This is a genomic window from Herbaspirillum sp. C9C3 (assembly GCF_013359625.1).
Lineage (GTDB): Bacteria > Pseudomonadota > Gammaproteobacteria > Burkholderiales > Burkholderiaceae_D > Herbaspirillum.
Map to the genome: position 1 here is coordinate 1 of NZ_JABFMQ010000001.1, position 22,013 is coordinate 22,013.

Annotated in this window: 21 protein-coding genes; 12 read left to right on the forward strand and 9 right to left on the reverse strand. The window is 63.3% G+C overall.

Annotated elements, in window-relative coordinates:
• Positions 1 to 276: 276 nt before the first annotated feature.
• The 3 genes from rnr to cysE all read left to right on the forward strand — a co-directional run bounded on the left by rnr (position 277) and on the right by cysE (position 4,472).
• A complete protein-coding gene (gene rnr / locus HNO82_RS00005; protein WP_175342367.1) occupies positions 277 to 2,796 on the forward strand; it encodes a ribonuclease R in 2,520 nt (839 codons plus the stop codon).
• Positions 2,797 to 2,887: 91 nt separating this feature from the next.
• Positions 2,888 to 3,625, forward strand: coding sequence for a 23S rRNA (guanosine(2251)-2'-O)-methyltransferase RlmB (gene rlmB / locus HNO82_RS00010; RefSeq protein ID WP_008327819.1), 738 nt, complete (start codon positions 2,888 to 2,890; stop codon positions 3,623 to 3,625).
• A 94-nt stretch (positions 3,626 to 3,719) separates the two neighbouring features.
• Positions 3,720 to 4,472, forward strand: a complete 753-nt coding sequence (gene cysE, locus HNO82_RS00015) for a serine O-acetyltransferase (RefSeq protein WP_175342368.1) — start codon at positions 3,720 to 3,722, stop codon at positions 4,470 to 4,472.
• A 51-nt stretch (positions 4,473 to 4,523) separates the two neighbouring features.
• Here the strand turns inward: cysE and HNO82_RS00020 are convergent, their stop codons facing one another.
• The 5 genes from HNO82_RS00020 to HNO82_RS00040 form a co-directional block, all read right to left on the reverse strand.
• The gene (locus tag HNO82_RS00020; protein ID WP_175342369.1) at positions 4,524 to 5,306 is read right to left on the reverse strand and encodes a UDP-2,3-diacylglucosamine diphosphatase; all 783 of its coding nucleotides are present in this window, start codon (positions 5,304 to 5,306) and stop codon (positions 4,524 to 4,526) included.
• Between the two features lie 30 nt (positions 5,307 to 5,336).
• Positions 5,337 to 5,825 carry a peptidylprolyl isomerase gene (locus HNO82_RS00025; protein WP_175342370.1) on the reverse strand — a complete coding sequence of 163 codons (489 nt, stop codon included), beginning with the start codon at positions 5,823 to 5,825 and terminating at the stop codon, positions 5,337 to 5,339.
• Between the two features lie 83 nt (positions 5,826 to 5,908).
• A complete protein-coding gene (locus tag HNO82_RS00030) occupies positions 5,909 to 6,478 on the reverse strand; it encodes a peptidylprolyl isomerase (protein ID WP_008327827.1) in 570 nt (189 codons plus the stop codon).
• Complete coding sequence (locus HNO82_RS00035) at positions 6,475 to 7,692, reverse strand: L,D-transpeptidase family protein (protein WP_008327828.1); 1,218 nt, start codon at positions 7,690 to 7,692, stop codon at positions 6,475 to 6,477. Before HNO82_RS00035 ends, HNO82_RS00030 begins: the two co-directional genes overlap by 4 nt.
• Before the next feature lie 36 nt (positions 7,693 to 7,728).
• Positions 7,729 to 9,294, reverse strand: coding sequence for a YybH family protein (locus HNO82_RS00040; protein ID WP_175342371.1), 1,566 nt, complete (start codon positions 9,292 to 9,294; stop codon positions 7,729 to 7,731).
• 234 nt (positions 9,295 to 9,528) lie between these two features.
• Between HNO82_RS00040 and cysS the strand changes: the two genes are divergently transcribed.
• The 4 genes from cysS to tilS all read left to right on the forward strand — a co-directional run bounded on the left by cysS (position 9,529) and on the right by tilS (position 14,249).
• The gene (gene cysS / locus HNO82_RS00045) at positions 9,529 to 10,920 is read left to right on the forward strand and encodes a cysteine--tRNA ligase (RefSeq protein WP_008327831.1); all 1,392 of its coding nucleotides are present in this window, start codon (positions 9,529 to 9,531) and stop codon (positions 10,918 to 10,920) included.
• Between the two features lies 1 nt (position 10,921).
• The gene (locus HNO82_RS00050) at positions 10,922 to 11,581 is read left to right on the forward strand and encodes a DNA-3-methyladenine glycosylase family protein (protein ID WP_008327845.1); all 660 of its coding nucleotides are present in this window, start codon (positions 10,922 to 10,924) and stop codon (positions 11,579 to 11,581) included.
• A gap of 181 nt (positions 11,582 to 11,762) precedes the next feature.
• Positions 11,763 to 12,743 carry an acetyl-CoA carboxylase carboxyltransferase subunit alpha gene (locus tag HNO82_RS00055; RefSeq protein WP_008327848.1) on the forward strand — a complete coding sequence of 327 codons (981 nt, stop codon included), beginning with the start codon at positions 11,763 to 11,765 and terminating at the stop codon, positions 12,741 to 12,743.
• 81 nt (positions 12,744 to 12,824) lie between these two features.
• Positions 12,825 to 14,249: a tRNA lysidine(34) synthetase TilS gene (gene tilS / locus HNO82_RS00060; protein ID WP_175342372.1), complete on the forward strand. Its 1,425-nt coding sequence runs from the start codon at positions 12,825 to 12,827 to the stop codon at positions 14,247 to 14,249.
• A gap of 162 nt (positions 14,250 to 14,411) precedes the next feature.
• On the opposite strand, the gene HNO82_RS00065 is transcribed toward tilS, so the two are convergent.
• Together HNO82_RS00065 and HNO82_RS00070 are read right to left on the reverse strand one after the other, a co-directional pair.
• Entirely contained in the window at positions 14,412 to 14,690 is a 279-nt protein-coding gene (locus tag HNO82_RS00065; protein WP_008327850.1) for a hypothetical protein, read from the reverse strand.
• A 104-nt stretch (positions 14,691 to 14,794) separates the two neighbouring features.
• The gene (locus HNO82_RS00070; protein ID WP_008327851.1) at positions 14,795 to 15,040 is read right to left on the reverse strand and encodes a hypothetical protein; all 246 of its coding nucleotides are present in this window, start codon (positions 15,038 to 15,040) and stop codon (positions 14,795 to 14,797) included.
• Positions 15,041 to 15,255: 215 nt separating this feature from the next.
• Between HNO82_RS00070 and HNO82_RS00075 the strand changes: the two genes are divergently transcribed.
• Positions 15,256 to 15,915, forward strand: coding sequence for a LysE family transporter (locus HNO82_RS00075; RefSeq protein ID WP_175342373.1), 660 nt, complete (start codon positions 15,256 to 15,258; stop codon positions 15,913 to 15,915).
• A gap of 105 nt (positions 15,916 to 16,020) precedes the next feature.
• On the opposite strand, the gene HNO82_RS00080 is transcribed toward HNO82_RS00075, so the two are convergent.
• Positions 16,021 to 16,311, reverse strand: a complete 291-nt coding sequence (locus tag HNO82_RS00080) for a PsiF family protein (protein ID WP_008327861.1) — start codon at positions 16,309 to 16,311, stop codon at positions 16,021 to 16,023.
• Between the two features lie 90 nt (positions 16,312 to 16,401).
• A complete protein-coding gene (locus tag HNO82_RS00085; RefSeq protein ID WP_175342374.1) occupies positions 16,402 to 16,791 on the reverse strand; it encodes a lysozyme inhibitor LprI family protein in 390 nt (129 codons plus the stop codon).
• A gap of 218 nt (positions 16,792 to 17,009) precedes the next feature.
• On the opposite strand from HNO82_RS00085, the gene HNO82_RS00090 reads away from it, so the two are divergent.
• From HNO82_RS00090 to HNO82_RS00105, 4 genes are all read left to right on the forward strand, one after another.
• Positions 17,010 to 17,360 carry a hypothetical protein gene (locus tag HNO82_RS00090; RefSeq protein ID WP_175342375.1) on the forward strand — a complete coding sequence of 117 codons (351 nt, stop codon included), beginning with the start codon at positions 17,010 to 17,012 and terminating at the stop codon, positions 17,358 to 17,360.
• A gap of 91 nt (positions 17,361 to 17,451) precedes the next feature.
• Complete coding sequence (locus tag HNO82_RS00095) at positions 17,452 to 19,950, forward strand: ABC transporter permease (protein WP_008327869.1); 2,499 nt, start codon at positions 17,452 to 17,454, stop codon at positions 19,948 to 19,950.
• Between the two features lie 92 nt (positions 19,951 to 20,042).
• The gene (locus tag HNO82_RS00100) at positions 20,043 to 20,444 is read left to right on the forward strand and encodes a group II truncated hemoglobin (RefSeq protein WP_008327879.1); all 402 of its coding nucleotides are present in this window, start codon (positions 20,043 to 20,045) and stop codon (positions 20,442 to 20,444) included.
• Between the two features lie 19 nt (positions 20,445 to 20,463).
• Positions 20,464 to 21,951: a DNA recombination protein RmuC gene (locus tag HNO82_RS00105; protein ID WP_175342376.1), complete on the forward strand. Its 1,488-nt coding sequence runs from the start codon at positions 20,464 to 20,466 to the stop codon at positions 21,949 to 21,951.
• Positions 21,952 to 22,013 lie beyond the last annotated feature (62 nt).

Below are 22,013 nucleotides of genomic sequence, written 5' to 3' on the forward strand. Positions count from 1 at the left end.
ACCTCGCGGCACATGGACCTGAACCATGCGCGTCTACCAATTCCGCCACGTGGGCTGCGCTGTAAAGCGAAGACCGTGATTATAGTCGGTCTGAAGCTGCTGTCAACAACATTTTCATCCCCATGACGCAAATTTCGTTGCAATACGATGCCGACCCGGCTTTTTACCCCCGTATTGCGGTTAGGTAAATGGGCGCAACTCCGTTACACTAAGGACTTCCGTTCGCCTGGGCAGTCTTCGCCTCGGCATTTATAACAATTGCGCGAAACGAAACTTTTGAGCCAATTCCCCTATTCCATTCCCAGCCGGGAAGAGATCCTCGGCATCCTGCGTACTTCCTCGGGCGCGCAAAACGTTGCCGCACTGGCCGCTGCGCTTGGCGTCAAGCCTGAAGAAATGGATGGCCTGACGCGCCGCCTCAACGCCATGGAACGCGACGGCCAGATCAAGCCGGACCGCGCCGGCAACTACAAGCTGACCCACTCGCCCGATTTCATCCTGGGCCGCGTCTCGGCCCATCGCGATGGCTTCGGTTTCCTGCTGCCCGATGAAGGGACCGATGACCTCTTCCTTCCCGAGAAGGAAATGCAGAAGGTCATGCACGGCGACCGCGTGCAGGCTCGCATCACCGGCACCGACCGCCGCGGCCGCCCCGAAGGCACCATCGTCGAAGTGGTCGAGCGCGCCAATACCCACGTGATCGGCCGCCTGTTGAATGAGAACGGCGTCTGGGTGGTCGCCCCCGAAGACAAGCGCATCGGCCACGATGTGCTGCTGGCCGGCCCCCCGGGCAAGGCCAAGGCCGGGCAGGTGGTGAGCGTGGAGCTGACCGAGCATCCGTCCCGCTACACGCAACCGGTGGGCAAGATCGTCGAGATCCTCGGTGACATCGACGACCCCGGCATGGAAATCGAAATCGCCGTGCGCAAGTACGGCGTACCGCACGAATTCTCGGAAGCCGCCAAGAAGCTGTCTTCCAAGCTGCCCAGCGAAGTCAAGGCCGCCGACCTCAAGGATCGCGTCGACCTGCGCGACGTGCCGCTGGTCACCATCGATGGCGAAGACGCGCGTGACTTCGACGATGCAGTCTACTGCGAACCGGTCAAGATCGGCCGCACCAAGGGCTATCGCCTGATCGTCGCGATTGCCGACGTGAGCCACTACGTCAAGCCCAATGACGCCCTCGACGCGGATGCGCTGGAGCGCAGCACCTCGGTGTATTTCCCGCGCCGGGTCATCCCGATGCTGCCGGAAAAACTCTCCAACGGCCTGTGCTCGCTGAACCCGGACGTCGACCGCCTGACCCTGGTGTGCGATGCCGTCATCACCGCCAAGGGCGAGATCAAGGCCTATCAGTTCTACCCGGCCGTGATTCACTCGGCAGCGCGCCTGACCTATACCGAAGTGGCTTCCATCCTGGCCAACACCAAGGGCCCTGAAGCGGCGCGCCGCATCGGTCTGGTACCGCACCTGACGCACCTCTACGAAGTCTTCCAGGCGCTGCTGACGTCCCGCCAGGCGCGCGGTGCCATTGACTTCGAGACCACCGAGACCTACATCGTCTGCAACGCCGCCGGCAAGATCGAGAAGATCCTGCCGCGCACCCGCAACGATGCACACCGCCTGATCGAAGAGTGCATGCTGGCCGCCAACGTCTGTGCGGCCGACCTCCTCAAGCGCCACGATCACCCGGCGCTCTATCGCATCCACGCCGGCCCGACCAAGGAAAAGCTGACCCAGTTGCGTACCTTCCTCAAGCAGGTCGGCCTGACTCTGGGCGGTGGCGACACCCCCAGCGCGTCGGACTATGCCGAGCTCATGCCCAAGGTCAAGGCGCGTCCGGATGCAGTGCTGATCCAGACCATGCTGCTGCGCTCGATGCAGCAGGCGGTCTACAGCCCCGACAACATCGGTCACTTCGGCCTGTCCTATGAGTCCTATGCGCACTTCACCAGTCCGATCCGCCGCTACCCCGATCTGCTGACGCACCGTGCCATCAAGGCCGTGCTGCAAGGCAAGCGCTACGAGCCCAAGGGCATCGACAGCAGTGCGCTCAACACCTCGATCTCACCGGCGGCGCGCAAGGCGCAGGCACTGCAGCGCGCCACCGACAAGGCGGCCGGCAAGAAGCCGCGCGGCGAAAGCGCGCTGGCGATCTGGGAAGCGCTGGGCCTGCACTGCTCGGCCAATGAGCGCCGTGCCGACGAGGCCTCGCGGGACGTGGAAGCCTGGCTCAAGTGCTACTTCATCCGCGACAAGCTGGGCGAGGAGTTCACCGGCACCATCGCCGGTGTGGCCACCTTCGGCATCTTCGTGCAGCTCGATGCGCTGTATATCGAGGGTCTGGTGCACGTCACCGAACTGGGCGCCGATTACTTCCAGTACGACGAGGCGCGCCACGAACTGCGCGGCGAACGTACCGGCATCCGCTACCAGTTGACCGACCGCGTCACCGTGCAGGTCAGCCGGGTGGATCTGGATGCGCGCAAGATCGATCTGGCCCTGGTCAACGAACCGGGTATCCGCACGCTGATCAAGAACGAAGCCAAGCGCGCCGAAAACGCTGCGCGTGGCAAGTCCGGTGGCAGCAGGCAGGCCCAGGACGCCGCACAGCCCGCCGCGCGCGGCAAGAAGGGCGCAGTGGCCAAGCCGGCCGCAGCCGCCGCCGGCAGCAAGCCCAAGGGCGGTGCCAAGGCCAAGGCCGGTGCGGCGCGCACCAGCGCGGCACGTCCTGGCGACGCTGACCGCAAGCGCGCGGCCGCCAAGGCTTACAGCAAGGGCAAGAAGAAGCGATGAGCATGTCCCCGGTCTTGGGTACCGCACAGGCCGGGTTTGATGGAACGATGGGCAGATGCCCCAAGCAAGACGAAAGACACAAGCAGGATCTATGAAGAGCAAAATGATTTTCGGCTTCCATGCCGTGACCTCCCGCATCCGCCACGAGGCTTCCTCGGTGGAAGAGATCTACGTGGATGCCGAGCGCCGCGACCGCCGCATGCTGGATTTGCTGCATGCCGCCAAGGAAGCCAATGTGCGCATCATCCAGGCCGACGACCAGCGCCTGGCCGCCATGGTCGGCACGCGCCGTCACCAGGGCGTGGTGGCCAAGGCCGCCGCGCTGTCGCTGGCGCGCACCCTCGATGAACTGCTGGACGCCGTGGTCGGTCCGCCGCTGCTGCTGATCCTCGACGGCATCACCGATCCGCACAACCTGGGTGCCTGCCTGCGCGTGGCCGACGGTGCCGGCGCGCATGCCGTGATCGCTCCCAAGGACCGCGCCGTGGGGCTCAATGCCACGGCCATGAAGGTCTCCAGCGGCGCCTCCGACACCGTGCCCTACATCACCGTCACCAACCTGGCGCGCACCATGCGCGACCTGAAGGAGCGCGGCGTGTGGATCATCGGTACCACGGATGATGCCGAGAAGGGGCTGTACGAAGGCGACTTCACCGGCCCCACCGCACTGGTGATGGGCTCCGAAGGCGAAGGCATGCGCCGTCTCACCCGTGAGACCTGCGACGTGCTGGTCAACATCCCCATGTTCGGTTCGGTCGAGAGCCTCAACGTCTCCGTGGCCTCCGGCGTCTGTCTGTACGAGGCGCGACGCCAGCGCTTGCCCAGGTAAGTCCGGTCATCCCCGCATGACACCATCGCCGGACTTTGCGTCCGGCGATTTTTTTTTGCAGCACTTTTTCTTTCAACGTTTCAGGAAGCACACCATGTTCAGCCGACTCAGAGAAGACATCGCCAGCATCCGCGAGCGCGATCCCGCCGCGCGCAACAGCTGGGAGGTGCTGACCTGTTATCCCGGTCTGCACGCGGTGATCCTGCATCGCTGGGCCCAGGCTTGCTGGCAGGCCGATCTGAAATGGCTGGGCCGCTTCATCTCGCAGATCGGCCGCACGCTCACCGGCATCGAGATCCATCCGGGCGCAACCATCGGCCGCCGCGTCTTCATCGACCATGGCATGGGCGTGGTGATCGGCGAGACTGCCATTGTCGGCGACGATTCCACCATCTACCAGGGTGTGACCCTGGGCGGGACGTCGCTGGCCAAGGGCGCCAAGCGTCATCCCACCTTGGGACGCGGCGTCATCATCGGTGCCGGAGCCAAGGTGCTGGGCGGCTTTACGGTGGGAGATGGCGCCAAGGTCGGCTCCAATGCGGTGGTCACCAAAGAAGTGCCGGCGGGAGCGACGGCGGTAGGCAACCCGGCGCGCATCGTCGAGCGCAATGCCGCGCCGACCGCGCGTGAACAGGCGGCAGCCCGCCTGTTCGCAGCCTACGGGGTGATGCCCAATGGCGATGATCCGCTTTCCAAGGCATTGCACGGACTCATCAATCAAGTCGCCGCCCAGGAGCAGCAACTGGAAGCCGTGCTGGCCGCCTTGCAGGGTGCGGGGATAGGCTGTCGACGCCTGGAAGAGGCTGGGCAATTCGACGCCGCGCAACTGAACCGGCTGGTCGATTGATGAGGAAAGCGCAGCCGGTACAATCCGGCTGCGATGAAGTGCAACGCGGGATCAGGCGATCTCGCGTCCGTCCACGCCATGCCGATGCAGTACGCCATCGGCTGTCAGGCTGATCCAGCCGCCACGCGGCGTCTCCACGTCATATTCCCAATCCGGCAAGACATAGCGCAGCTTGCCATCACCGAGTCGATGCAGGGCAGGGCGGTGCGTGTGCCCGTGGATCAGCACGTCGGTGCCGGTCTGCGCGAAGAGCGCATCGATGGCGCCGGCGTTCACATCCATGATCGCCATGTCCTTGCTCTGGTTGGCGTCCTGGCTGTTCTTGCGGATGCCTTCGATGATGGCCTTGCGCTGCGCCAGCGGCATGGACAGGAACTGCTGCTGGTAGGCCGGCTGGCGCACCTGCGCGCGAAAGGCCATGTAGGCCTGGTCATCGGTGCATTGCGCGTCGCCGTGTGCCAGCGCCAGGGTGCGGCCTGCCACGGTGATGACGTGCGGGTCCGCCAGCAGCGTCAGCCCGGCGGCATCGGCAAAATCCTGTCCGACCAGGAAATCGCGGTTTCCCGCCATCCAGTACAGTTGCACGCCGTGGCCCTGTACAGTTCTCAGTGCATCAGCAATCAGTTGGTTGTAGGGAGCAGTACGGTCGTCGTCACCGGCCCAGTACTCGAACACGTCACCTAACAAGTACAGTTGCTGCGTCTGTACCGCGTGGCTTTGCAGGAAGGCCAGGAAAGCCTCGGTGGTGCGGGGCAGGGCGGCCTGCAAATGGAGGTCGGAAACAAAAAGCGCAACCGTCGGTTGCGCTTTCTGCATGAACTGGAAATCAGTCATGGTCGATGAAGTCAGCGGTCAGGATCAGGCTCAGACCACTTCTGCCTTCTCGATCACCACATCTTCCGCCGGGACGTCGGCGAACATGCCGGCGCGGGTGGTCTTGACACCCTTGATCTTGTCGACCACTTCAGTGCCTTCGACGACCTTGCCGAAGACGCAGTAGCCCCAGCCGTCCTGGCCCGGGTAGTCCAGGAAGCTGTTGTTCTTGACGTTGATGAAGAACTGCGCCGAGGCCGAGTGCGGGGCGGCAGTGCGTGCCATGGCCAGGGTGTAGGGCTCGTTCTTCAAGCCGTTCTTGGCTTCGTTCTCGATCGGATCGCGGGTTTCCTTCTGCTTCATGCCGGGTTCGAAGCCGCCGCCCTGGATCATGAAACCGTCGATGACGCGGTGGAAGATGGTGCCATTGTAGTGACCGGCGTTGACGTAGGCCAGGAAGTTCTCAACGGTCTTGGGGGCTTTTTCCGCATCCAGTTCGATCTTGATTGCGCCGTGGTTGGTGGTGAGCAGAACTGCCATGATGAATTCCTTTGCTGGTGGGGGAAATAAAAAAACCGGCGGGCGACTTGGGCCCGCCTTGGCTGCGCGACGAGACGCCGGCCTTACTTGAGCAGGGTGGCCGACTCGATCACCACGGGAGTGGCCGGCACATCGCCGGCGCCGGTGCGCACCTGCTTGATTTTGTCGACCACGTCAGTGCCGGCGATGACCTTGCCGAAGACGGCATAGCCCCAGCCGTCCTGGCCGGGGTAGTTCAGGAAGCGGTTGTCCGCCACATTGATGAAGAACTGGGCCGTGGCCGAATGCGGTGCCGACGTGCGCGCCATCGCCACAGTATAAACCTCGTTCTTCAAACCGTTATTGGCCTCGTTTTTGATGGGGGCCTCGGTGGGCTTCTCACGCATGTTCTGGTCGTAGCCGCCGCCCTGGATCATGAAGCCGTTGATGACGCGGTGGAACACGGTGCCGTTGTACTGGCCCTTCTTGACGTACTTGATGAAATTGTCGACCGAGACCGGGGCCTTTTCGGGATTGAGTTCCAGGGTGATGTCACCCATGCTGGTCTTGAGCAGCACGCGCGGGGCATTGGCGGCCAGGACCGGCGCGGCCAGCGTGGCCGACAGGGAAAACGCTGCTGCCATGCGCAGCAGATGACGACGGGAGAGGATCATGCGTTGCCTTCGTAAATGATTTTCCATTGCGATCCTTCACGCACCCAGTACTGGCGCTTGCGGATCGCGTTCTTGCTCTTGCCGACCGCACTTTCCTGGGTGAAAGTGCTGACGATCATGTCTTCCGGTGCGCCGGGATAGCGGAACAGGCTGACATCGCGCAGTTTGACACTGGTATAGCGCGCGCCGTTCAGACTCTTCTGCTGGCGACCGAACCAGGTGGCCAGGTTCTCGCCCTGGGCCGAGCGGAATTCCGGCGAGTAATACGACAGCACCTTCTCGGCATCGGCATCCTCCAGCGACTGGCTCCATTGTTCCAGCATGGCCGAGGCGGCGTCACGTTCCTTGATCAGCGCATCCTTGTTGACGAACTGCACGTGCTGGCTGATGACCACTACCGTCTTGCCGACCTCGGCGGTCGAATACAGGCTCTGCAGGTCCGGGTTGGCCAGCACCACGCAACCATCCGAAGACAGCGGCGGGCGGCTGAAGTTGTCCGAGGGCGTGCCATGCAGCCAGATGCCGTAGCCGCTGCGGCCATTGCGCTTGTCCCATTCATTGGGATAGGACAGCGGCAGCGCACCCGTGCCATAGAAGTCCGGCAGCTTGGGGCCGGGGATGCGGTTGTTGATGTAATACACCCCGATAGGGGTGCGCTGGTCGCCGGACTTGGTCTTGTTGGCGCCCAGGCGCCCCTGCGAAATGTAGTAGTCGCTCACATACTTCAGGTCGCCACCCTGGTTCTCGTAGACGTACAGGCGCGAGCGGGTGGTATCGACGACCAGCACGTTCTTCTGGTCCTCGCCCAGCTGCAGCACGGGCTTGGGAATGAGCGCGGGATCCGGTTTTTCCTGCAGCGAGCGAATGCGCACCATGGCTTCATCGCGCAGTTCCTTGAGCTTGTCGCTGGGGCCATCGGCCATGGCGCCGAAATTGCGCACCGGACGCGCGTGCATGAGCAGCAGATCGCCGCGCACCAGGTGGCCCAGTCGGAAGGTCGGATAGGCCGCGACCAAGGCGTCGGCCTTGGCCTGCGCCTGGTGCAGGCGGTCGGCGCCAAGATCCTTGTAGATATCGATGAGCAGGGCTTCCGGATCCGGCTTGATGGCCGCTGCGCCCACCGTATTGGCGGGCGGCGCAAGGGCCGACGAGGATGCCACGCTGCCCATGGCAGGCAGACCTGCCAGGCACAACATCAACAGGCGTCCCAGCATGCGCGCGGGACGCCCTTGCAAAGCGCTAGCCACCAATTACCCTCCCGATCGTTCCTGTTTGATCAGCCATCGATTGCCCTGTTTGACGAAGATCAGGGTCTTGCGGCTGTCCACCGTCAGCCGATCCGAATTATATATCTGGCGATAGCGCACGGTCGCGGTGTTGCCATTGATGGTGACCGAGGCATTGCTGACCTTGACGCTGATGTGGCCCTTGTCCTCGATGCGGGCGCGGCGCTCTTCGGCCCATTCCTTGCGGGAGGCGCCACGGGGCGTATCGAAGTCGCCGGCATAATGGCCCAGATAGCCGCGCACGTCCTTGTCGCTCCAGGCCTTGGCCCAGCCACTCAGGGCGGCCAGCACGGCGGCCTTGTCCTGTTCGGCGCTGGCCTTTTCCTTGTCGGCGTGGACCTTGTCGGCACGCGCCTTGTCGGCGGCGGCCAGTTTCTCCGCCTTGGCCTTGTCGGCCGCAGCCTGCTTCTCGGCTTTTGCCTTCTCGGCCGCAGCCAGCTTGTCCGCCCTGGCTTTTTCAGCGGCAGCCTGGGCGGCCTTTTCCTTCTCGGCGCGGGCGGCTTGCTCGCGGGCCAGCTTGTCGGCTTGTTCCTTGTCCTTGCGGGCTTGCAGTTCCTTCTGCTTCTGTTCGGCGGCAGCCTTGTCGGCCGCGGCCTTCTGAGCCTGCGCCTGTTCGGCGGCCAGTTGCTCGGCACGGGCTTTCTCGGCCTTGGCGCGCTCGGCGGCGGCCTTCTCGGCGGCCGCCTTTTCCGCAGCAGCCTTGTCGGCTGCGGCCTTCTCGGCTGCGGCTCTTTCCGCTGCCGCCTTGTCGGCTGCGGCCTTTTCCTTTTCGCTGGTGGCCTTGGCGATGGCGGTCTTCTCGGCCTCGGCGCGGTCGGCGGCGGCCTGCTGGGCCAGCTTCTCGGCCGCCAGGGCCTTGGCGCGCTGCTGCTGCTCGGCGGCGTTGGCGTCGGCCTTGGCCTTGGCATCGCGCTGGGCGGAGGCGGCCGAGGCCAGGCGCGGTACCGTGCCACCGGTGGTGTTGCCGTTGAGCGAGCGCAACAGCGTCAGCTTGGGCTGCGGGACGTTGGCACCCGGATCGATCTGCAAGGCCTTGTCATAGGCCTGGCTGGCCATCTTGGCGTAGACGTCGCCCAGGTTCTCCAGTGCCGTCGCATAGGTCGGGTTGGTGCGCATGGCCATGTCCAGCGCAGCCCGCGCCTTGTCGTACTGGCCATCGGCCGCGTACAGCACGGCCAGGTTGTTGTACGGTTCGGGCAGATCGGGGAAGTCCTCGGTCAGCTTGGTGAACACGGCAATGGCCTCGGCAGAACGGTTTTGTTCTGCTAAGATCAGTCCCTTCGTGAAACGCAGTTGCGCATCGCGCGGGTGTTTGGCCAGTACGGCATCGGTCTTGGTCAGTGCTTCGGCATACTGTCCGGCCCGCATCAGCTTGTTGATGTCAGACATTTCACTGGCATGCGCAAGCGTGGCGGGCACCCCGAAGAGGGCCGCCACCAGGCTGGACAACACTGCCGTCTTGTGGGCAGTCTTGCTGATCAAACCGCGCAAACCATGAATGGATGTCTGTTCTTGTGATTCTGGGGCCATGGTTTTATCGATGCTATACTCGAAGAAATTCGAAGAAAGCTGGCATTTTATATCAAACAAGTAATACAAAAAGAGGTTTGGCTACCGTGATCCGTTCATGTTGCAATTGCTGCTAGAACAATGAATCCCAGGCAGGGGCCTGCCAGCGCCGCGCTTCATGCCGGTGTCAGCCCTACGCAAACTGCATGAACCCGTCGCCCGTTGCGGCAACGCCAACCCCAGAATTCCCATCCCATGAGCGAGCTCAAGATTTACAACACGCTGGCGCGTGACAAGCAGACCTTTTCCCCGATCGAACCCGGCAAGGTGCGCTTGTACGTGTGCGGCATGACCGTGTATGACTATTGCCATATCGGCCATGCGCGCGTGCTGGTGGTGTTCGACATGGTGCAGCGCTGGCTGCGCGCCTGCGGCTATGCCGTGACCTATGTGCGCAACATCACCGATATTGACGACAAGATCATTCATCGTGCCGCCGAGAACGGCGAAACCATCGCCCAGCTGACCAATCGCTTCATCGATGCCATGAACGAGGATGCCGCCGCCCTGGGCGTGCAGCGTCCCGACCATGAGCCGCGTGCGACCAAATACGTGCCGAAGATGCTGGACCTGATCGGCAAGCTGGAAAAGAACGGCCTGGCCTACAAGGCCAGCGATGGCGATGTGAACTATTCGGTGCGTGACTTCCCCGGCTACGGCAAGCTCTCCGGCAAGTCGCTGGACGACCTGCGCGCCGGCGAACGGGTCGATGTGAACACCGGCAAGCGCGATCCGCTGGACTTCGTGCTCTGGAAGGCGGCCAAGCCCAGCGAGCCGGACGAGGCCAAGTGGGATTCGCCCTGGGGTTGCGGTCGTCCGGGCTGGCACATCGAGTGCTCGGCCATGTCCAGCGATCTGCTGGGCGACCACTTCGACATCCACGGCGGCGGCCAGGACCTGCAGTTTCCGCATCACGAAAACGAGATCGCCCAGTCCGAGGGGGCGCACCAGCACACCTTCGTGAACTACTGGATGCACAACGGCTTCGTGCGCATCGACAACGAGAAGATGTCCAAGTCCCTGGGCAACTTCTTTACCATTCGCGACGTGCTCAAGAAGTACGACCCGGAAGTGTTACGTTTCTTCATCTTGCGCGCCCACTACCGCAGCCCGCTGAACTACTCGGATGCGCATCTGGACGATGCCCGCCAGGCGCTCACCCGCCTGTACACGGCCTTGAAGGATGTACCGCCGGAAGCGGGCGGCCTGCTGGCCGACGAGTCCCATGCACAAAGGTTCACAGAGGCCCTGAACGATGACTTCAACACGCCAATGGCGGTGTCGGTGCTCTTCGAGCTGGCCAATGAAGTCAACCGTGACCGTTCGCCGGTGCAGGCGCGCCAGTTGAAGGCGCTGGCCGGTATCCTCGGCCTGTTGCAGCGCGCACCGGACGAGTACCTCAAGGGTGGCGTGGCGGCGGCCGACGGTCTGGGCCAGGCCGAGATCGAAGCCTTGATTGAAGCGCGCAAGGCAGCCAAGGCAGGCAAGGACTTCGCCGAAGCCGACCGACTTCGCGCCGTGCTGACCGAGGCCGGCATCATTCTGGAAGACAAACCGGGCGGCCTGACCGAATGGCGGAGAGCTTGATTTGAATACCAACCGAAAAGCCAGCGAAGCCGATCCCAGCCTGATCGTGCCGGCCTACTGGGAAGAGGCCAAGGCCGAGCTGATGAAGCGTGACCGCATCATGCGCAAGATCATCCCGCAGTTCGGGGATCTGCAACTGACGGTGCGCGGCGACGCCTTCACCACGTTGGCGCGCTCGGTGATCGGCCAGCAGATCTCGACCAAGGCCGCCAATGCGGTCTGGCAGCGCTTCCTGGAAGCCTGTCCGCGCTGCACGCCGGCCCAGGTGATGCGTACCGGAGCCGACGGACTGGCCACTTGCGGTCTGTCCAAGCGCAAGGCCGAATACATCCTCGACCTGGCAGCGCATTTCAAGGCCAAGACGGTGCATCCCGACAAATGGGCGGAGATGGAAGACGAAGCCGTCATTGCCGAGATGATCCAGATCCGTGGGATCGGCCGCTGGACAGCCGAGATGTTTTTGATATTTAATCTGCTGCGCCCGAACGTGCTGCCGCTGGATGACCTGGGATTGCTCAAGGGCATCAGCGTCAGTTATTTCTCGGGAGAACCGGTCTCGCGCAGCGATGCGCGGGAAGTCGCTGCGAACTGGGAACCGTGGCGCACCGTGGCCACCTGGTATCTGTGGCGCAGCCTCGATCCGGTGCCCTCCGATTATTGAACCAAGGGGAAGAGGGCGCGGGCAGACCTGCCGTGCAGGGTCTGCGCTGGTGTATACTCCGCACCTCCCAAGATTTGAAGGCAAACCGATACATCCGGGGATCATCGAGCCGCAACCCGCACCGGGCCGGCGTTTTCAGCGATTCTCGCCGCATGATCGGACTTGTTGAAAAAGGAACACAATGAGTAAATCGACAACGACTTTTCTGGGCTTCGAGCAGGCCATCGCCGAGCTGGATGCCAAGATTGAAGAGTTGCGTTTTGTACAGGACGATTCGGCCGTCGACATCTCCGAAGAGATCGAGCGCCTGGTCAAGAAGAGCCAGCAGCTGACCAAGGACATCTACGCCAAGCTCACGCCCTGGCAGGTTTCCCAGATTGCGCGCCATCCGCAGCGTCCCTACACCATGGACTACGTGCGCGAGATCTTCACCGACTTCCACGAACTGCACGGCGACCGCACCTTTGCGGACGACCAGTCCATCGTCGGCGGTCTGGCCCGGTTCAACGGCCAGGCCTGCATGGTGATCGGCCACCAGAAGGGGCGCGACACCAAGGAACGCGCCATGCGCAACTTCGGCATGCCCAAGCCGGAAGGCTATCGCAAGGCCATGCGCCTGATGAAGGTCGCCGAAAAGTTCGGTTTACCGATTTTTACCTTCGTTGACACCCCCGGTGCCTTCCCCGGCATCGATGCCGAAGAGCGCGGCCAGTCCGAAGCCATCGGCCACAATCTCTACGTGATGGCCGAGCTGAAGGTGCCGCTCATTGCCACCATCATCGGTGAAGGCGGTTCCGGTGGTGCGCTGGCCATCGCCGTGGGCGACTCGGTGCTGATGCTGCAATATGCGACTTATTCGGTGATCTCGCCGGAAGGCTGCGCTTCCATCCTCTGGAAGACCGCCGACCGCGCCGCCGATGCGGCCGAAGCGCTGGGCCTGACCGCGCATCGCCTGAAGGCCATTGGCCTCATCGACAAGATCGTCAACGAGCCGCTGGGCGGCGCCCATCGCGATCCCAAGCAGATGGCCGGACTGCTCAAGCGCGCGCTGTCGGATTCGCTGCGCCAGTTCCAGGGCATGAAGACCAAGGACCTGCTGGCTGCGCGTCACGAAAAGCTGATGGCCTATGGCAAGTTCAAGGAACTCAATTCGGCCGAGTAATCGTCCGCGTTCCGTTCACGTCATTGCAGGCGCCAGCGATTGCTTCGCTGGCGTTTGTCTTTTCCGGCACCGCTTTTTCTCATGTCCGATCATCCCTTTCTTTCTCCCTCCCCGGGCAAGCTGCCACAGGTATTGCAGGCATTGCAGGCCACGCTGGCTGCCGCCGGTTTCGATCCCGCGCGGGACACGCTGGCCGTGGCCTTCAGCGGCGGGCTCGATTCCACGGTCTTGCTGGAAGTGGCCGCGCAGTGGCAACGTGAGCAGGGTGCATCACTGGTGGCGCTGCATGTGCATCATGGGCTCTCGCCCCATGCGGATGCCTGGTTGGCCCATGTCGAGGATCGTTGTGCGCGGCATGGCATCACCTGCGCGCATGAGCGTGTGCAGCTGGAGCGGGTAGCCGACAGCGGTGTGGAAGAAGCGGCGCGGCTGGCGCGTTACGCTGCATTGGGGCGGCTGTGCCGGGCGCACGGCGCACGTCTGCTGCTCACCGCCCATCATCTCGACGACCAGGCCGAAACCGTGCTGCTGCAACTGCTGCGCGGCAGTGGCCTGGCGGGGATGTCGGGCATGGATCAATGCAGTACCGCTGCGGCGCTGCTGGGCGATCCGCAGACCATGATTGCGCGGCCCTTCCTGGCACTTGCGCGCGCGCAGCTGGAAGCGTGTGCTCGTGCCTGGTCGCTGAGCTGGATCGAGGATGAGTCCAACAGCGATCCGCGCTACACCCGCAATGCCTTGCGTCATCAGGTCATGCCCGCGCTCGCTCAGGTCTTCCCCGGATATCAGCAACGTCTGGCACGCGCCGCCGGACACGCGCAGGGTGCGCAGGTGTTGCTGCGCGAAGTGGCCCAAGAGGATCTGGCGCAATGTCGCCAGGACGATCATCTGCGCATGCCAGCGCTGCGCGCCTTGAGCGAGCAGCGCTTTCTCAATCTGATGCGTCACTGGTTCGGACTGCGCGGCATGCGCATGCCCTCGGCGGCGTGGATGCAGGAGATGCGCACGCAATTGCTGCAGGCCGATGTGGAGGCCCAGTTGTGCGTCTCCCACCCCGATGGCGAAGTGCATCGCTATCGCGATCGCGTGTTCCTGGCACCGCGCCGCCGTCTGCCCGATGAGGGCGCGGCCTTGTCGCTGCGCTGGAGCGGGCAGGCGCAGGTGCAGGTGCCGGCCTTCTACGGCACGCTGCACTTCGACCCGATTGCGCCAGGGGATGCGCGGCCCGGTTTCGATGCGCACTGGCTGCGTGCCCAATCCTTGCTGGTGTGCGGGCGCAGCGGTGGCGAACGCATCAGGCTGGCCGTCAACCGTCCGGCGCGCAGCCTCAAGCAGCAGTACCAGAGCGCCGATGTGCCCGCCTGGGAACGCCCTTATCTGCCGCTGGTATGGGCGGGTGAAGCCTTGCTGTTTGCGGCCGGGGTGGGCATGGACTGCGAGCATTTTGCCGACATTGCCGCCGCTGCCGCATCGGAGCGCATCGCCTTGCGCTGGCAGCAGGACTGAATCGAGCCGGTGATGCGAAGCGCTGCCTGGATCAACAACGCCAAATGATATAAAAAATATCGCCCCCGTACCTCATGGTGCGGGGGCGATACTCCTGTCATCCCTGACATGTCCGGGCATCAGAGAACACTGGCGCCCGGGGTGGTGCTCCTTGCGGACGGCTTACTTGGCGGCGCCGTCAGCTGCCGGCTTGGCTTCAGTACCGGCGGCTTCCTTCTTCTCGGCCTTTTTCTCTGCCTTCTTCGCAGTCTTGCCTTCAGCCTTCTTTTCCGACTTCTTGTGCTTGGCGTGATGTTCCGCCTTGGCCTTCGGTGCGGTCTCGGTCTTGGCGGCTTCGGCCTTGGCCGGGGCAGCGGCGGGCGCTGCTGCGCCGGTCTGGGCGAACACCGGCAGGGTCAGGGCCGACAGCAGGGAAGCGAGGATGATGGTCTTGGTTTTCATGGTGATGTCCTTTCAGAGACAAGTGTCTGTTTGCGTCAGTAGTACTGTGTGTACGGTGTGTGCTGCGTGTCTGTCAGGTGTACCGGGAGTGGCCCGGTACAGTCTTACTTGGTCTTGGCTGCCGTATCGGCGGCGTCCTTCTTTTCAGTCTTGGCTTCGGACTTCTTGGCCGACTTCTTGTGCTTGGCGTGATGGCTGGTCTTGGCCTTGTGTGCGGTGTCGGTCTTGCCGGCTTCCGCCTTGGCCGTGGCTGCTGCTGGCGCGGCCGGCGCAGTGCTGCCGGTCTGGGCGAACACCGGCAGGGCCAGTGCGGTCAGCAGGGAAGCGACGATGACGGATTTGGTTTTCATGGCAATGTCCTTTAGAAAGTGGTTGTTACGCTCGGCGCTTGATTTTGCGTAATCGCTTCATCGTTTCGTGTCGCCTTGCTTCCTATAACGAGCCGTCGACCTGAAGGACGACGTCAAAGTGTTTCAATTCATCGTGTATTTGTAAGCATTCGTTGCAGCTTTGCTTATAATGGTCGACTCCCCATTCCACGCTGCGCCCTCCGACCGAGTTCTTCATGGCTTATCAAACCTGGATCACCTTTTTCTTCGCTGCCTGCCTCATTGCCATCTCGCCCGGTTCGGGCGCCGTGCTGTCGATGAGCCACGGTCTCAATTACGGCCTGCGCCGCACCACGGCCACCATTCTCGGACTGGAAATTGCGCTGGTGGTGGTTCTCATCATCGCCGGTGCCGGTGTGGGCTCGTTGCTGGTGGCCTCCGAAACCGCCTTCAACGTGGTCAAGATTGCCGGTGCCCTGTACCTGATCTATCTCGGTTTCTCGCAGTGGCGCGCGCACGTGCCGTCCGAGCAGGAAGGCGAAGCCATCGACGCCGCCAATGCCGTGGCCCGCGCCCAGCGCGGCCAGCACTGGTGGCAGCGCTGCATGACGGGCTTTCTCACCAACGCCACCAACCCCAAGGGCATTGTCTTCATGGTGGCGGTGCTGCCGCAGTTCATCGACCACGAGCGCCCGCTGTGGCTGCAATTGCTGGTGCTGGCCGTGACCATGGTGGCGGTGGATCTGGTGGTCATGCACGGCTATGCCTTCGCGGCCAGCCGTTTGCAGCGCTTCTTCCGCAGCCAGAAGGCGATCAAGGCGCAGAACCGTTTCTTCGGCGGGGTGCTCATGCTGGTGGGCGCCGGCCTGTTCTTCTTCAAGCGCGCCCAGCACTGATCGCGGCGCCGCGCAGACAACAAAAAACCCGCAAGCTGCCTTGCGGGTTTTTTGTTGATCGGCTTGATCGGCCCGATCGGGCCGGGCCGGATGACGGTGGACGCCTTACTTCTTCTTCAGGCAGGAGGACATGAAAGCCTTGCGCTCATCGCCCTTCTTGCCGGCAGCGTCGGCGTTACATTGCTTCATCTTGTCCTGCTGGGTGGCCGGCTTGGGCTGTTCCTTCTTCAGGCAGGAGGACATGAAAGCCTTGCGCTCGTCGCCCTTCTTGCCGGCAGCATCGGCGTTACATTGCTTCATCTTGTTCTGCTGGGCGTTCTGCGCCATGGCGGGAGAACTGAGCAGCAGCGGGGCAGCCAGCGCGAACGAGGTCATGGCGAAGAGCATTTTTTTCATGGAAGACTCCCTGGGGCAAGGTGGATTCGTGGGTCTGATCGGTATGATTCTTCAGACGGGAGCATTACAGCATGAAAGTTTATGTCCTGACTAGCGCACGCAGTTGAGATCGCCTTCCTTGCAGCCTGCCAGCGCCTTCAGTTCATCGGTACGGTGACGGGTCTTCTCGGCCAGGCAGGTTTGCAGGGCCAGTGCGGCAGCGGACCCGCCCGCACTGGCCGAACTTTCAAAGCGGCAGGACAGGTCGCGGTACTTCAGCCAGGCCAGTTGCACCTCGCGCAGCTTGTTTTGCTGTGCCTTGTTGAGTTTGTCGCGATAGGCCATATAAGTGGTATTGAGGTCCGCGTCGTTATGGGTCAAGGTCTCCGAGGCACAAGCGTTCATCTCGGCCTGGGTGGCGGCCTGGGTGCAATCAGCGGCAAAGGCGCTGCCGGCACACAGCAACAGGGCGGCGGCCAGCAGGGACAGGGGGGCTTTCATCGATGGGGACTCCAGTTTCTCAGAAGGCGAGACTGCGCAGGCGGTGCCGCGGGCCAGAGATCGCAGGGCCGGCGGGTGCTTGCAGCTTGTCGGGATAAAATGACATTTTGCCTGTCTTAGAAGAAGACAGGGCAGTGCGGTTCGGCCGTTTTTGCGACGAAATTGCAACAAGTCGTATCTGATTTTCCCTGTCCAACCCTTTTTCAGGAGTAGTGCAGATGGGATTGAGCTGGCTATCGGCCATCAAATTGATTCCCTGGGGGGATGTGGTCCAGGCCACCCCGGGTATCGTCAAGGGCGCGCGTGAGCTGTGGTCGCGCACGCGCAAGGCCAAGACGGCAGTCGATGCCGCACCGGCCGCACCGGTGAGCGGCGAGCTCGGCCAGTTGGCCCAGCGCATCGCCCAGCTGGAAGCCGAGCAACTCGACGCCAGCCAGCTGATCAACACCCTGGCCGAGCAGAATGCGCAACTGGTGGCCATCATGGATGGCATGCGGCGCCGCCTGCGCATGCTGGGTGCGGCCTGTGTACTGCTGGCCGTGGGCGTGGTGGCGGTGTGGCTGCGCTGATGGCGGCCTGCGTCTTTCGTGATGGCGGACTCGCCGTTCCTGCTTCACGATTCCTGATTCCCGATTCCTGATTTCTTACGACTGGCCCTGCATGTTCCAACAAGCACTGCGCATGACCCTGCGCGACTGGCGCACCGGTGAACTGCGCTTCCTGCTGATCGCCCTGATCGTGGCGGTGGCCGCGCTGTCCTCGGTCGGTTTCTTCGTCGATCGCATGCGCGCCGGAATGACGCGCGATGCCCACCAGCTGCTGGGGGCCGATCTGCTGATCGCGGCCGACCAGCCACTGCCATCCTCCTGGCTGCAGCAGGCCAGCGGGCAGCGCCTGCTGCAGGCGCAGACCCAGGTCTTTCCCAGCATGGCCCAGGCCGGGGAGGGCGATGCGGCGCGCTCGGTGCTGTCCTCCATCAAGGCCGTCACGGCGGGCTATCCCTTGCGCGGCCAGCTGCGACTGGAAGGCAAGGACGGACACGACCGGCCCGCCGATGGCATCCCGCAGGCCGGTACGGTATGGGTGGATCCGCAGATTCTGTCGCAGCTTGACGTGAAGCTCGGCGATACCTTGAAACTGGGTGATTTGCCGTTGAAGATCGCCGCCGTCATCTCGGTCGAGCCGGATCGCGGCAGCGCCTTCGTCAACTTCGCGCCGCGCGTGATGGTCAATGAGGCCGATCTGGCCGCCACGCACCTGGTGCAGGTCGGTTCGCGCGTGACATATCGCTTGTTGATCGCCGGACCCGTCGAGGCCGTGCAGCGTTACCAGCAGCAGATCGAAGGCCAGATCGAGGCCGACAAGCTGCGCGGCGTACGCGTGGAGTCGCTGGAAAACGGCCGCCCCGAAATGCGCGCCACGCTGGATCGCGCCGAACAATTCCTCTCCCTGGTCGGCCTGCTGTCAGCCATGCTGGCGGCGCTGGCCGTGGCCATGGCGGCGCGTCGCTTCATGCTGCGCCATCTGGATGCCTGCGCGATGCTGCGCTGTTTCGGCCTGACCCAGGCCCAGGTGACCCGGCTGTATCTCACCGAATTCGTTCTCATCGGGCTGGCGGCCAGCATCATCGGCATGCTGGTCGGCTTTGCCGCGCACTTTGCGTTGCTGCAATGGCTGGGCAGTTTCCTGCCGACCGCCTTGCCGCCGCCGGGCTGGGCACCTGCCTTGCAGGGCGTGGCCACCGGGCTGCTGTTGCTGGTCGGGTTTGCCTTGCCGCCCATCCTGCAATTGCGCAACGTGCCGCACAACCGGGTGATCCGCCGCGACCAGGGCGCACCGCAGGCGCTGACCGTGGCCAGCTATGTGCTGGGCACGCTGGTGTTCTCGGGATTGCTGCTGTGGCAGGCGGGCGATCTCAAGCTGGGCTTGCTGACCATCGCGGGTTTCCTCGGCGGCTTCGCGCTGTTCGCACTGGTGGCCTGGCTGTGCCTGCGCGCCCTGCGTTCGCTGCGCGGCCTGGTGGATCGCCAGAGCTGGCGCTTTGCCATCGACGGCCTGCAACGCCGTCCGGCGGCGGCGGTCATGCAGGTGGTGGCACTGGGGCTGGGGCTCATGGCCTTGCTGTTGCTGACCGTGATCCGTGGCGATCTGGTGGGCGCATGGCGCCAGGCCACGCCTGCGGATGCCCCCAACCGCTTCATCATCAACATCCAGCCGGACCAGCGCGAGGCCGTGCAACAGGCGCTGCGCCAGGGCGGGGTACAGGATGTGGCGCTGTATCCGATGATTCGCGGGCGCCTGGTGCAGATCAATGGTCATGCCGTCAATGCGGCGGATTATCAGGAAGATCGGGCCAAGCGCCTGGTGGACCGGGAGTTCAATCTCTCGACCATGGCCAACATCCCGCCGGGCAATGGCATCGTGGCTGGTCGCTGGTACGACGACAGCCATCCCGAAGCCTCGGTGGAACGCGGACTGGCCCAGACCCTGGGCATCAAGCTGGGGGACCGCCTGCAATTCGATATCGCCGGCCAGCTGGTGGAGGCGCCGGTGACCAGCCTGCGCAAGCTGGAGTGGGGCTCGCTGCGGGTGAACTTCTTCGTCATCCTCAACCCGACATTGATGCGCGATACGCCGCAAAGCTGGATCACCGCCGTCCACCTGAGAGCGCAGCAGGAAGCGCTGGGCAATACACTGGCCCGCGATTTCCCCAATCTGACCGTGGTAGACATAGGAAGTGTACTGAGACAGATCCAGGAAGTGGTCGGTCAAGTGATTGCTGCTGTAGAGTTCCTCTTCCTGTTCACTTTGTGCTCAGGTGTACTGGTACTGTACGCTGCACTGGCAGGGTCCCAGGATGAACGTGTACGGGAAGCTGGCCTGTTGCGTGCCCTCGGTGCGACCCGCCAGGAGCTTTCTCGCGCCCAGCGCATCGAGGTGCTGCTGGTGGGTTCGCTGGCCGGGCTGCTGGCGGCCAGCGGTGCGGCGGGTATCGGTTGGGCGCTGGCGCATTACATCTTCAATTTCGAGTGGAGCTTCAGTCCGCTGGTTTGGGTGGCCGGCATGGGCCTGGGGGCGGGTTGTTCGGCCTTGGGCGGCTGGGCCGGATTGCGTCACGTGCTGCGCCGTCCACCGCTGCAGACCTTGCGCGAAGCCTGATCCCGGCCGGATACGACGCAGATCAAGAAAGCCGGCGAGTGCCGCCGGACTGCGCCGACGCGGCAGTCCGGCTGCGGTATCATGGCGGTCTTATGCAAATCGAAGATCCCAACCAACCGACCACGTTCGAACTCATCGGCGGCGCTGAGAAGCTGCGCGAGATGGTCGACCGTTTCTATGACCTGATGGACCTGGAGCCGGAGTTCGCCGGCATCCGCGCGCTGCATCCGCCCTCGCTGGACGGCTCGCGCGACAAGACCTACATGTTCCTCTCCGGCTGGACCGGTGGTCCCAGCCTGTACATGGAAAAATTCGGCCATCCGCGCCTGCGCGCGCGCCACCTGCCTTTCCCCATCGGCATCTCGGAGCGTGACCAGTGGCTGCGCTGCATGACCTGGGCCATGCAGGACGTGGGCCTGCCGGAAGACCTGATGAAACGCCTGCTGGCGGCGCTCTACCAGACGGCCGACTGGATGCGCAACAAGCCCGAGTAAATCGCACTGGACTGGTGACATGTCTCTTTTCGAAATGATCCTTGCCGGGCTGGTCGTGGTCGGCCTCGTCCTGCAATTGTTGATCCTGCTGCGGTCCGGCCAGCGCCATGACGATGACACCGCACTGGTGATCGAAGATGCGCTGCTGCAGGTCAAGCAGGACCTGCAGCGCCATCAGCAGGACACCGGTGAACGCATCGAGCGCGAGCTGCGCAGCCAGGTGCAGGCCAGCGCCCAGAGCACGCGCCAGGAACTGGGCGCCAACTTCGCCCAGTTGCAGCAGACGCTGGCGACACAACTGACGAGCGTGGCGGGTTTGCAGAACCAGCAGATCGATGGGTTCGCGCAGCAACTGGTCAAGCTCAACGAAAGCAATGCGCAGCAACTGGAAAGCATGCGCCAGTCCATCACCCTGCAGGCGCAGGTGAACCGCGAAGAGCAGGCGGTCTCGCTCAAGCGCTTCGGCGATACGCTGAACCAGCAACTGTCGGCGCTGACCGAATCGAACGCCCAGCGCATGGCCGAGGTGCGCGCTACGCTCGAAGCCAAGATCAAGGACCTGCAGAACGACAATGCGCAAAAGCTGGAAGAGATGCGCAAGACCGTGGACGAAAAACTGCATGCCACGCTGGAGCAGCGACTCGGTGAATCCTTCAAGCTGGTCTCGGACCGGCTGGACAAGGTGCATCAGGGTCTGGGCGAAATGCAGCAACTGGCCACCGGCGTGGGCGACCTGAAGCGCGTGCTGACCAACGTCAAGACACGCGGCACCTGGGGTGAAGTGCAGCTGGAAATCCTGCTGGAACAGATGTTGACGCCCGACCAGTACGCCAAGAACGTCGAGACCGTCCCGGCCAGTGGCGAGCGCGTGGAATTCGCCATCCGTCTGCCGGGTGCCAAGGAAGACGCGGGCCAGGTCTGGATGCCCATCGATGCCAAATTCCCCAAGGAACAGTACGAGCGCCTGGTCGATGCAGCCGAGCGCGCCGATGCCGAGGGCGTGGCCACGGCCGGCCGCGAACTGGAGCGAGCTGTGCGTAGTGAGGCCAGGACGATTGCCGAGAAATACCTGTCACCGCCGCTGACGACGGACTTCGCCATCCTCTTTTTGCCGACCGAAGGGCTGTATGCCGAGGTCATGCGTCGACCGGGATTGTCGGATGAATTGCAACGGACCTGCCGGGTCACCATTGCCGGTCCCTCGACCTTGTCGGCCTTGCTCAACAGCCTGCAGATGGGCTTCCGTACGCTGGCGCTGGAAAAACGCTCCTCGGAAGTGTGGCAGGTGCTGGGCGCGGTCAAGACCGAGTTCGGCAAATTCGGTGAAGTGCTGGCTTCGACCAAGAGCGCACTGGAACGCGTGGCCAAGAACATCGACCAGGCCGAGACCCGCACCCGCCAGATGACGCGCAAGTTGAAGTCGGTGGAAGCCTTGCCGGTGGAGAATGCGCAGAAGCTGTTGGGGACGGGGGAGCTGGATCTGGGCGAGGAGGGTGAAATCGTCTGATTCTTCATCCCGGGAAGTCACCCCGGAGGAGGGGGCGGTGTAGGGACGGCTTGCCGTCCCTT

Coding starts and splice junctions, on each gene's coding strand:
- rlmB (WP_008327819.1), top strand. CDS start 2,888: ATGAAGAGCAAAATGATTTTCGGCTTCCATGCCGTGACCTCCCGCATC.
- cysE (WP_175342368.1), top strand. CDS start 3,720: ATGTTCAGCCGACTCAGAGAAGACATCGCCAGCATCCGCGAGCGCGAT.
- HNO82_RS00020 (WP_175342369.1), bottom strand. CDS start 5,306: ATGACTGATTTCCAGTTCATGCAGAAAGCGCAACCGACGGTTGCGCTT.
- HNO82_RS00025 (WP_175342370.1), bottom strand. CDS start 5,825: ATGGCAGTTCTGCTCACCACCAACCACGGCGCAATCAAGATCGAACTG.
- HNO82_RS00030 (WP_008327827.1), bottom strand. CDS start 6,478: ATGATCCTCTCCCGTCGTCATCTGCTGCGCATGGCAGCAGCGTTTTCC.
- HNO82_RS00035 (WP_008327828.1), bottom strand. CDS start 7,692: ATGCTGGGACGCCTGTTGATGTTGTGCCTGGCAGGTCTGCCTGCCATG.
- HNO82_RS00040 (WP_175342371.1), bottom strand. CDS start 9,294: ATGGCCCCAGAATCACAAGAACAGACATCCATTCATGGTTTGCGCGGT.
- cysS (WP_008327831.1), top strand. CDS start 9,529: ATGAGCGAGCTCAAGATTTACAACACGCTGGCGCGTGACAAGCAGACC.
- HNO82_RS00055 (WP_008327848.1), top strand. CDS start 11,763: ATGAGTAAATCGACAACGACTTTTCTGGGCTTCGAGCAGGCCATCGCC.
- tilS (WP_175342372.1), top strand. CDS start 12,825: ATGTCCGATCATCCCTTTCTTTCTCCCTCCCCGGGCAAGCTGCCACAG.
- HNO82_RS00065 (WP_008327850.1), bottom strand. CDS start 14,690: ATGAAAACCAAGACCATCATCCTCGCTTCCCTGCTGTCGGCCCTGACC.
- HNO82_RS00070 (WP_008327851.1), bottom strand. CDS start 15,040: ATGAAAACCAAATCCGTCATCGTCGCTTCCCTGCTGACCGCACTGGCC.
- HNO82_RS00075 (WP_175342373.1), top strand. CDS start 15,256: ATGGCTTATCAAACCTGGATCACCTTTTTCTTCGCTGCCTGCCTCATT.
- HNO82_RS00080 (WP_008327861.1), bottom strand. CDS start 16,311: ATGAAAAAAATGCTCTTCGCCATGACCTCGTTCGCGCTGGCTGCCCCG.
- HNO82_RS00085 (WP_175342374.1), bottom strand. CDS start 16,791: ATGAAAGCCCCCCTGTCCCTGCTGGCCGCCGCCCTGTTGCTGTGTGCC.
- HNO82_RS00090 (WP_175342375.1), top strand. CDS start 17,010: ATGGGATTGAGCTGGCTATCGGCCATCAAATTGATTCCCTGGGGGGAT.
- HNO82_RS00095 (WP_008327869.1), top strand. CDS start 17,452: ATGTTCCAACAAGCACTGCGCATGACCCTGCGCGACTGGCGCACCGGT.
- HNO82_RS00100 (WP_008327879.1), top strand. CDS start 20,043: ATGCAAATCGAAGATCCCAACCAACCGACCACGTTCGAACTCATCGGC.
- HNO82_RS00105 (WP_175342376.1), top strand. CDS start 20,464: ATGTCTCTTTTCGAAATGATCCTTGCCGGGCTGGTCGTGGTCGGCCTC.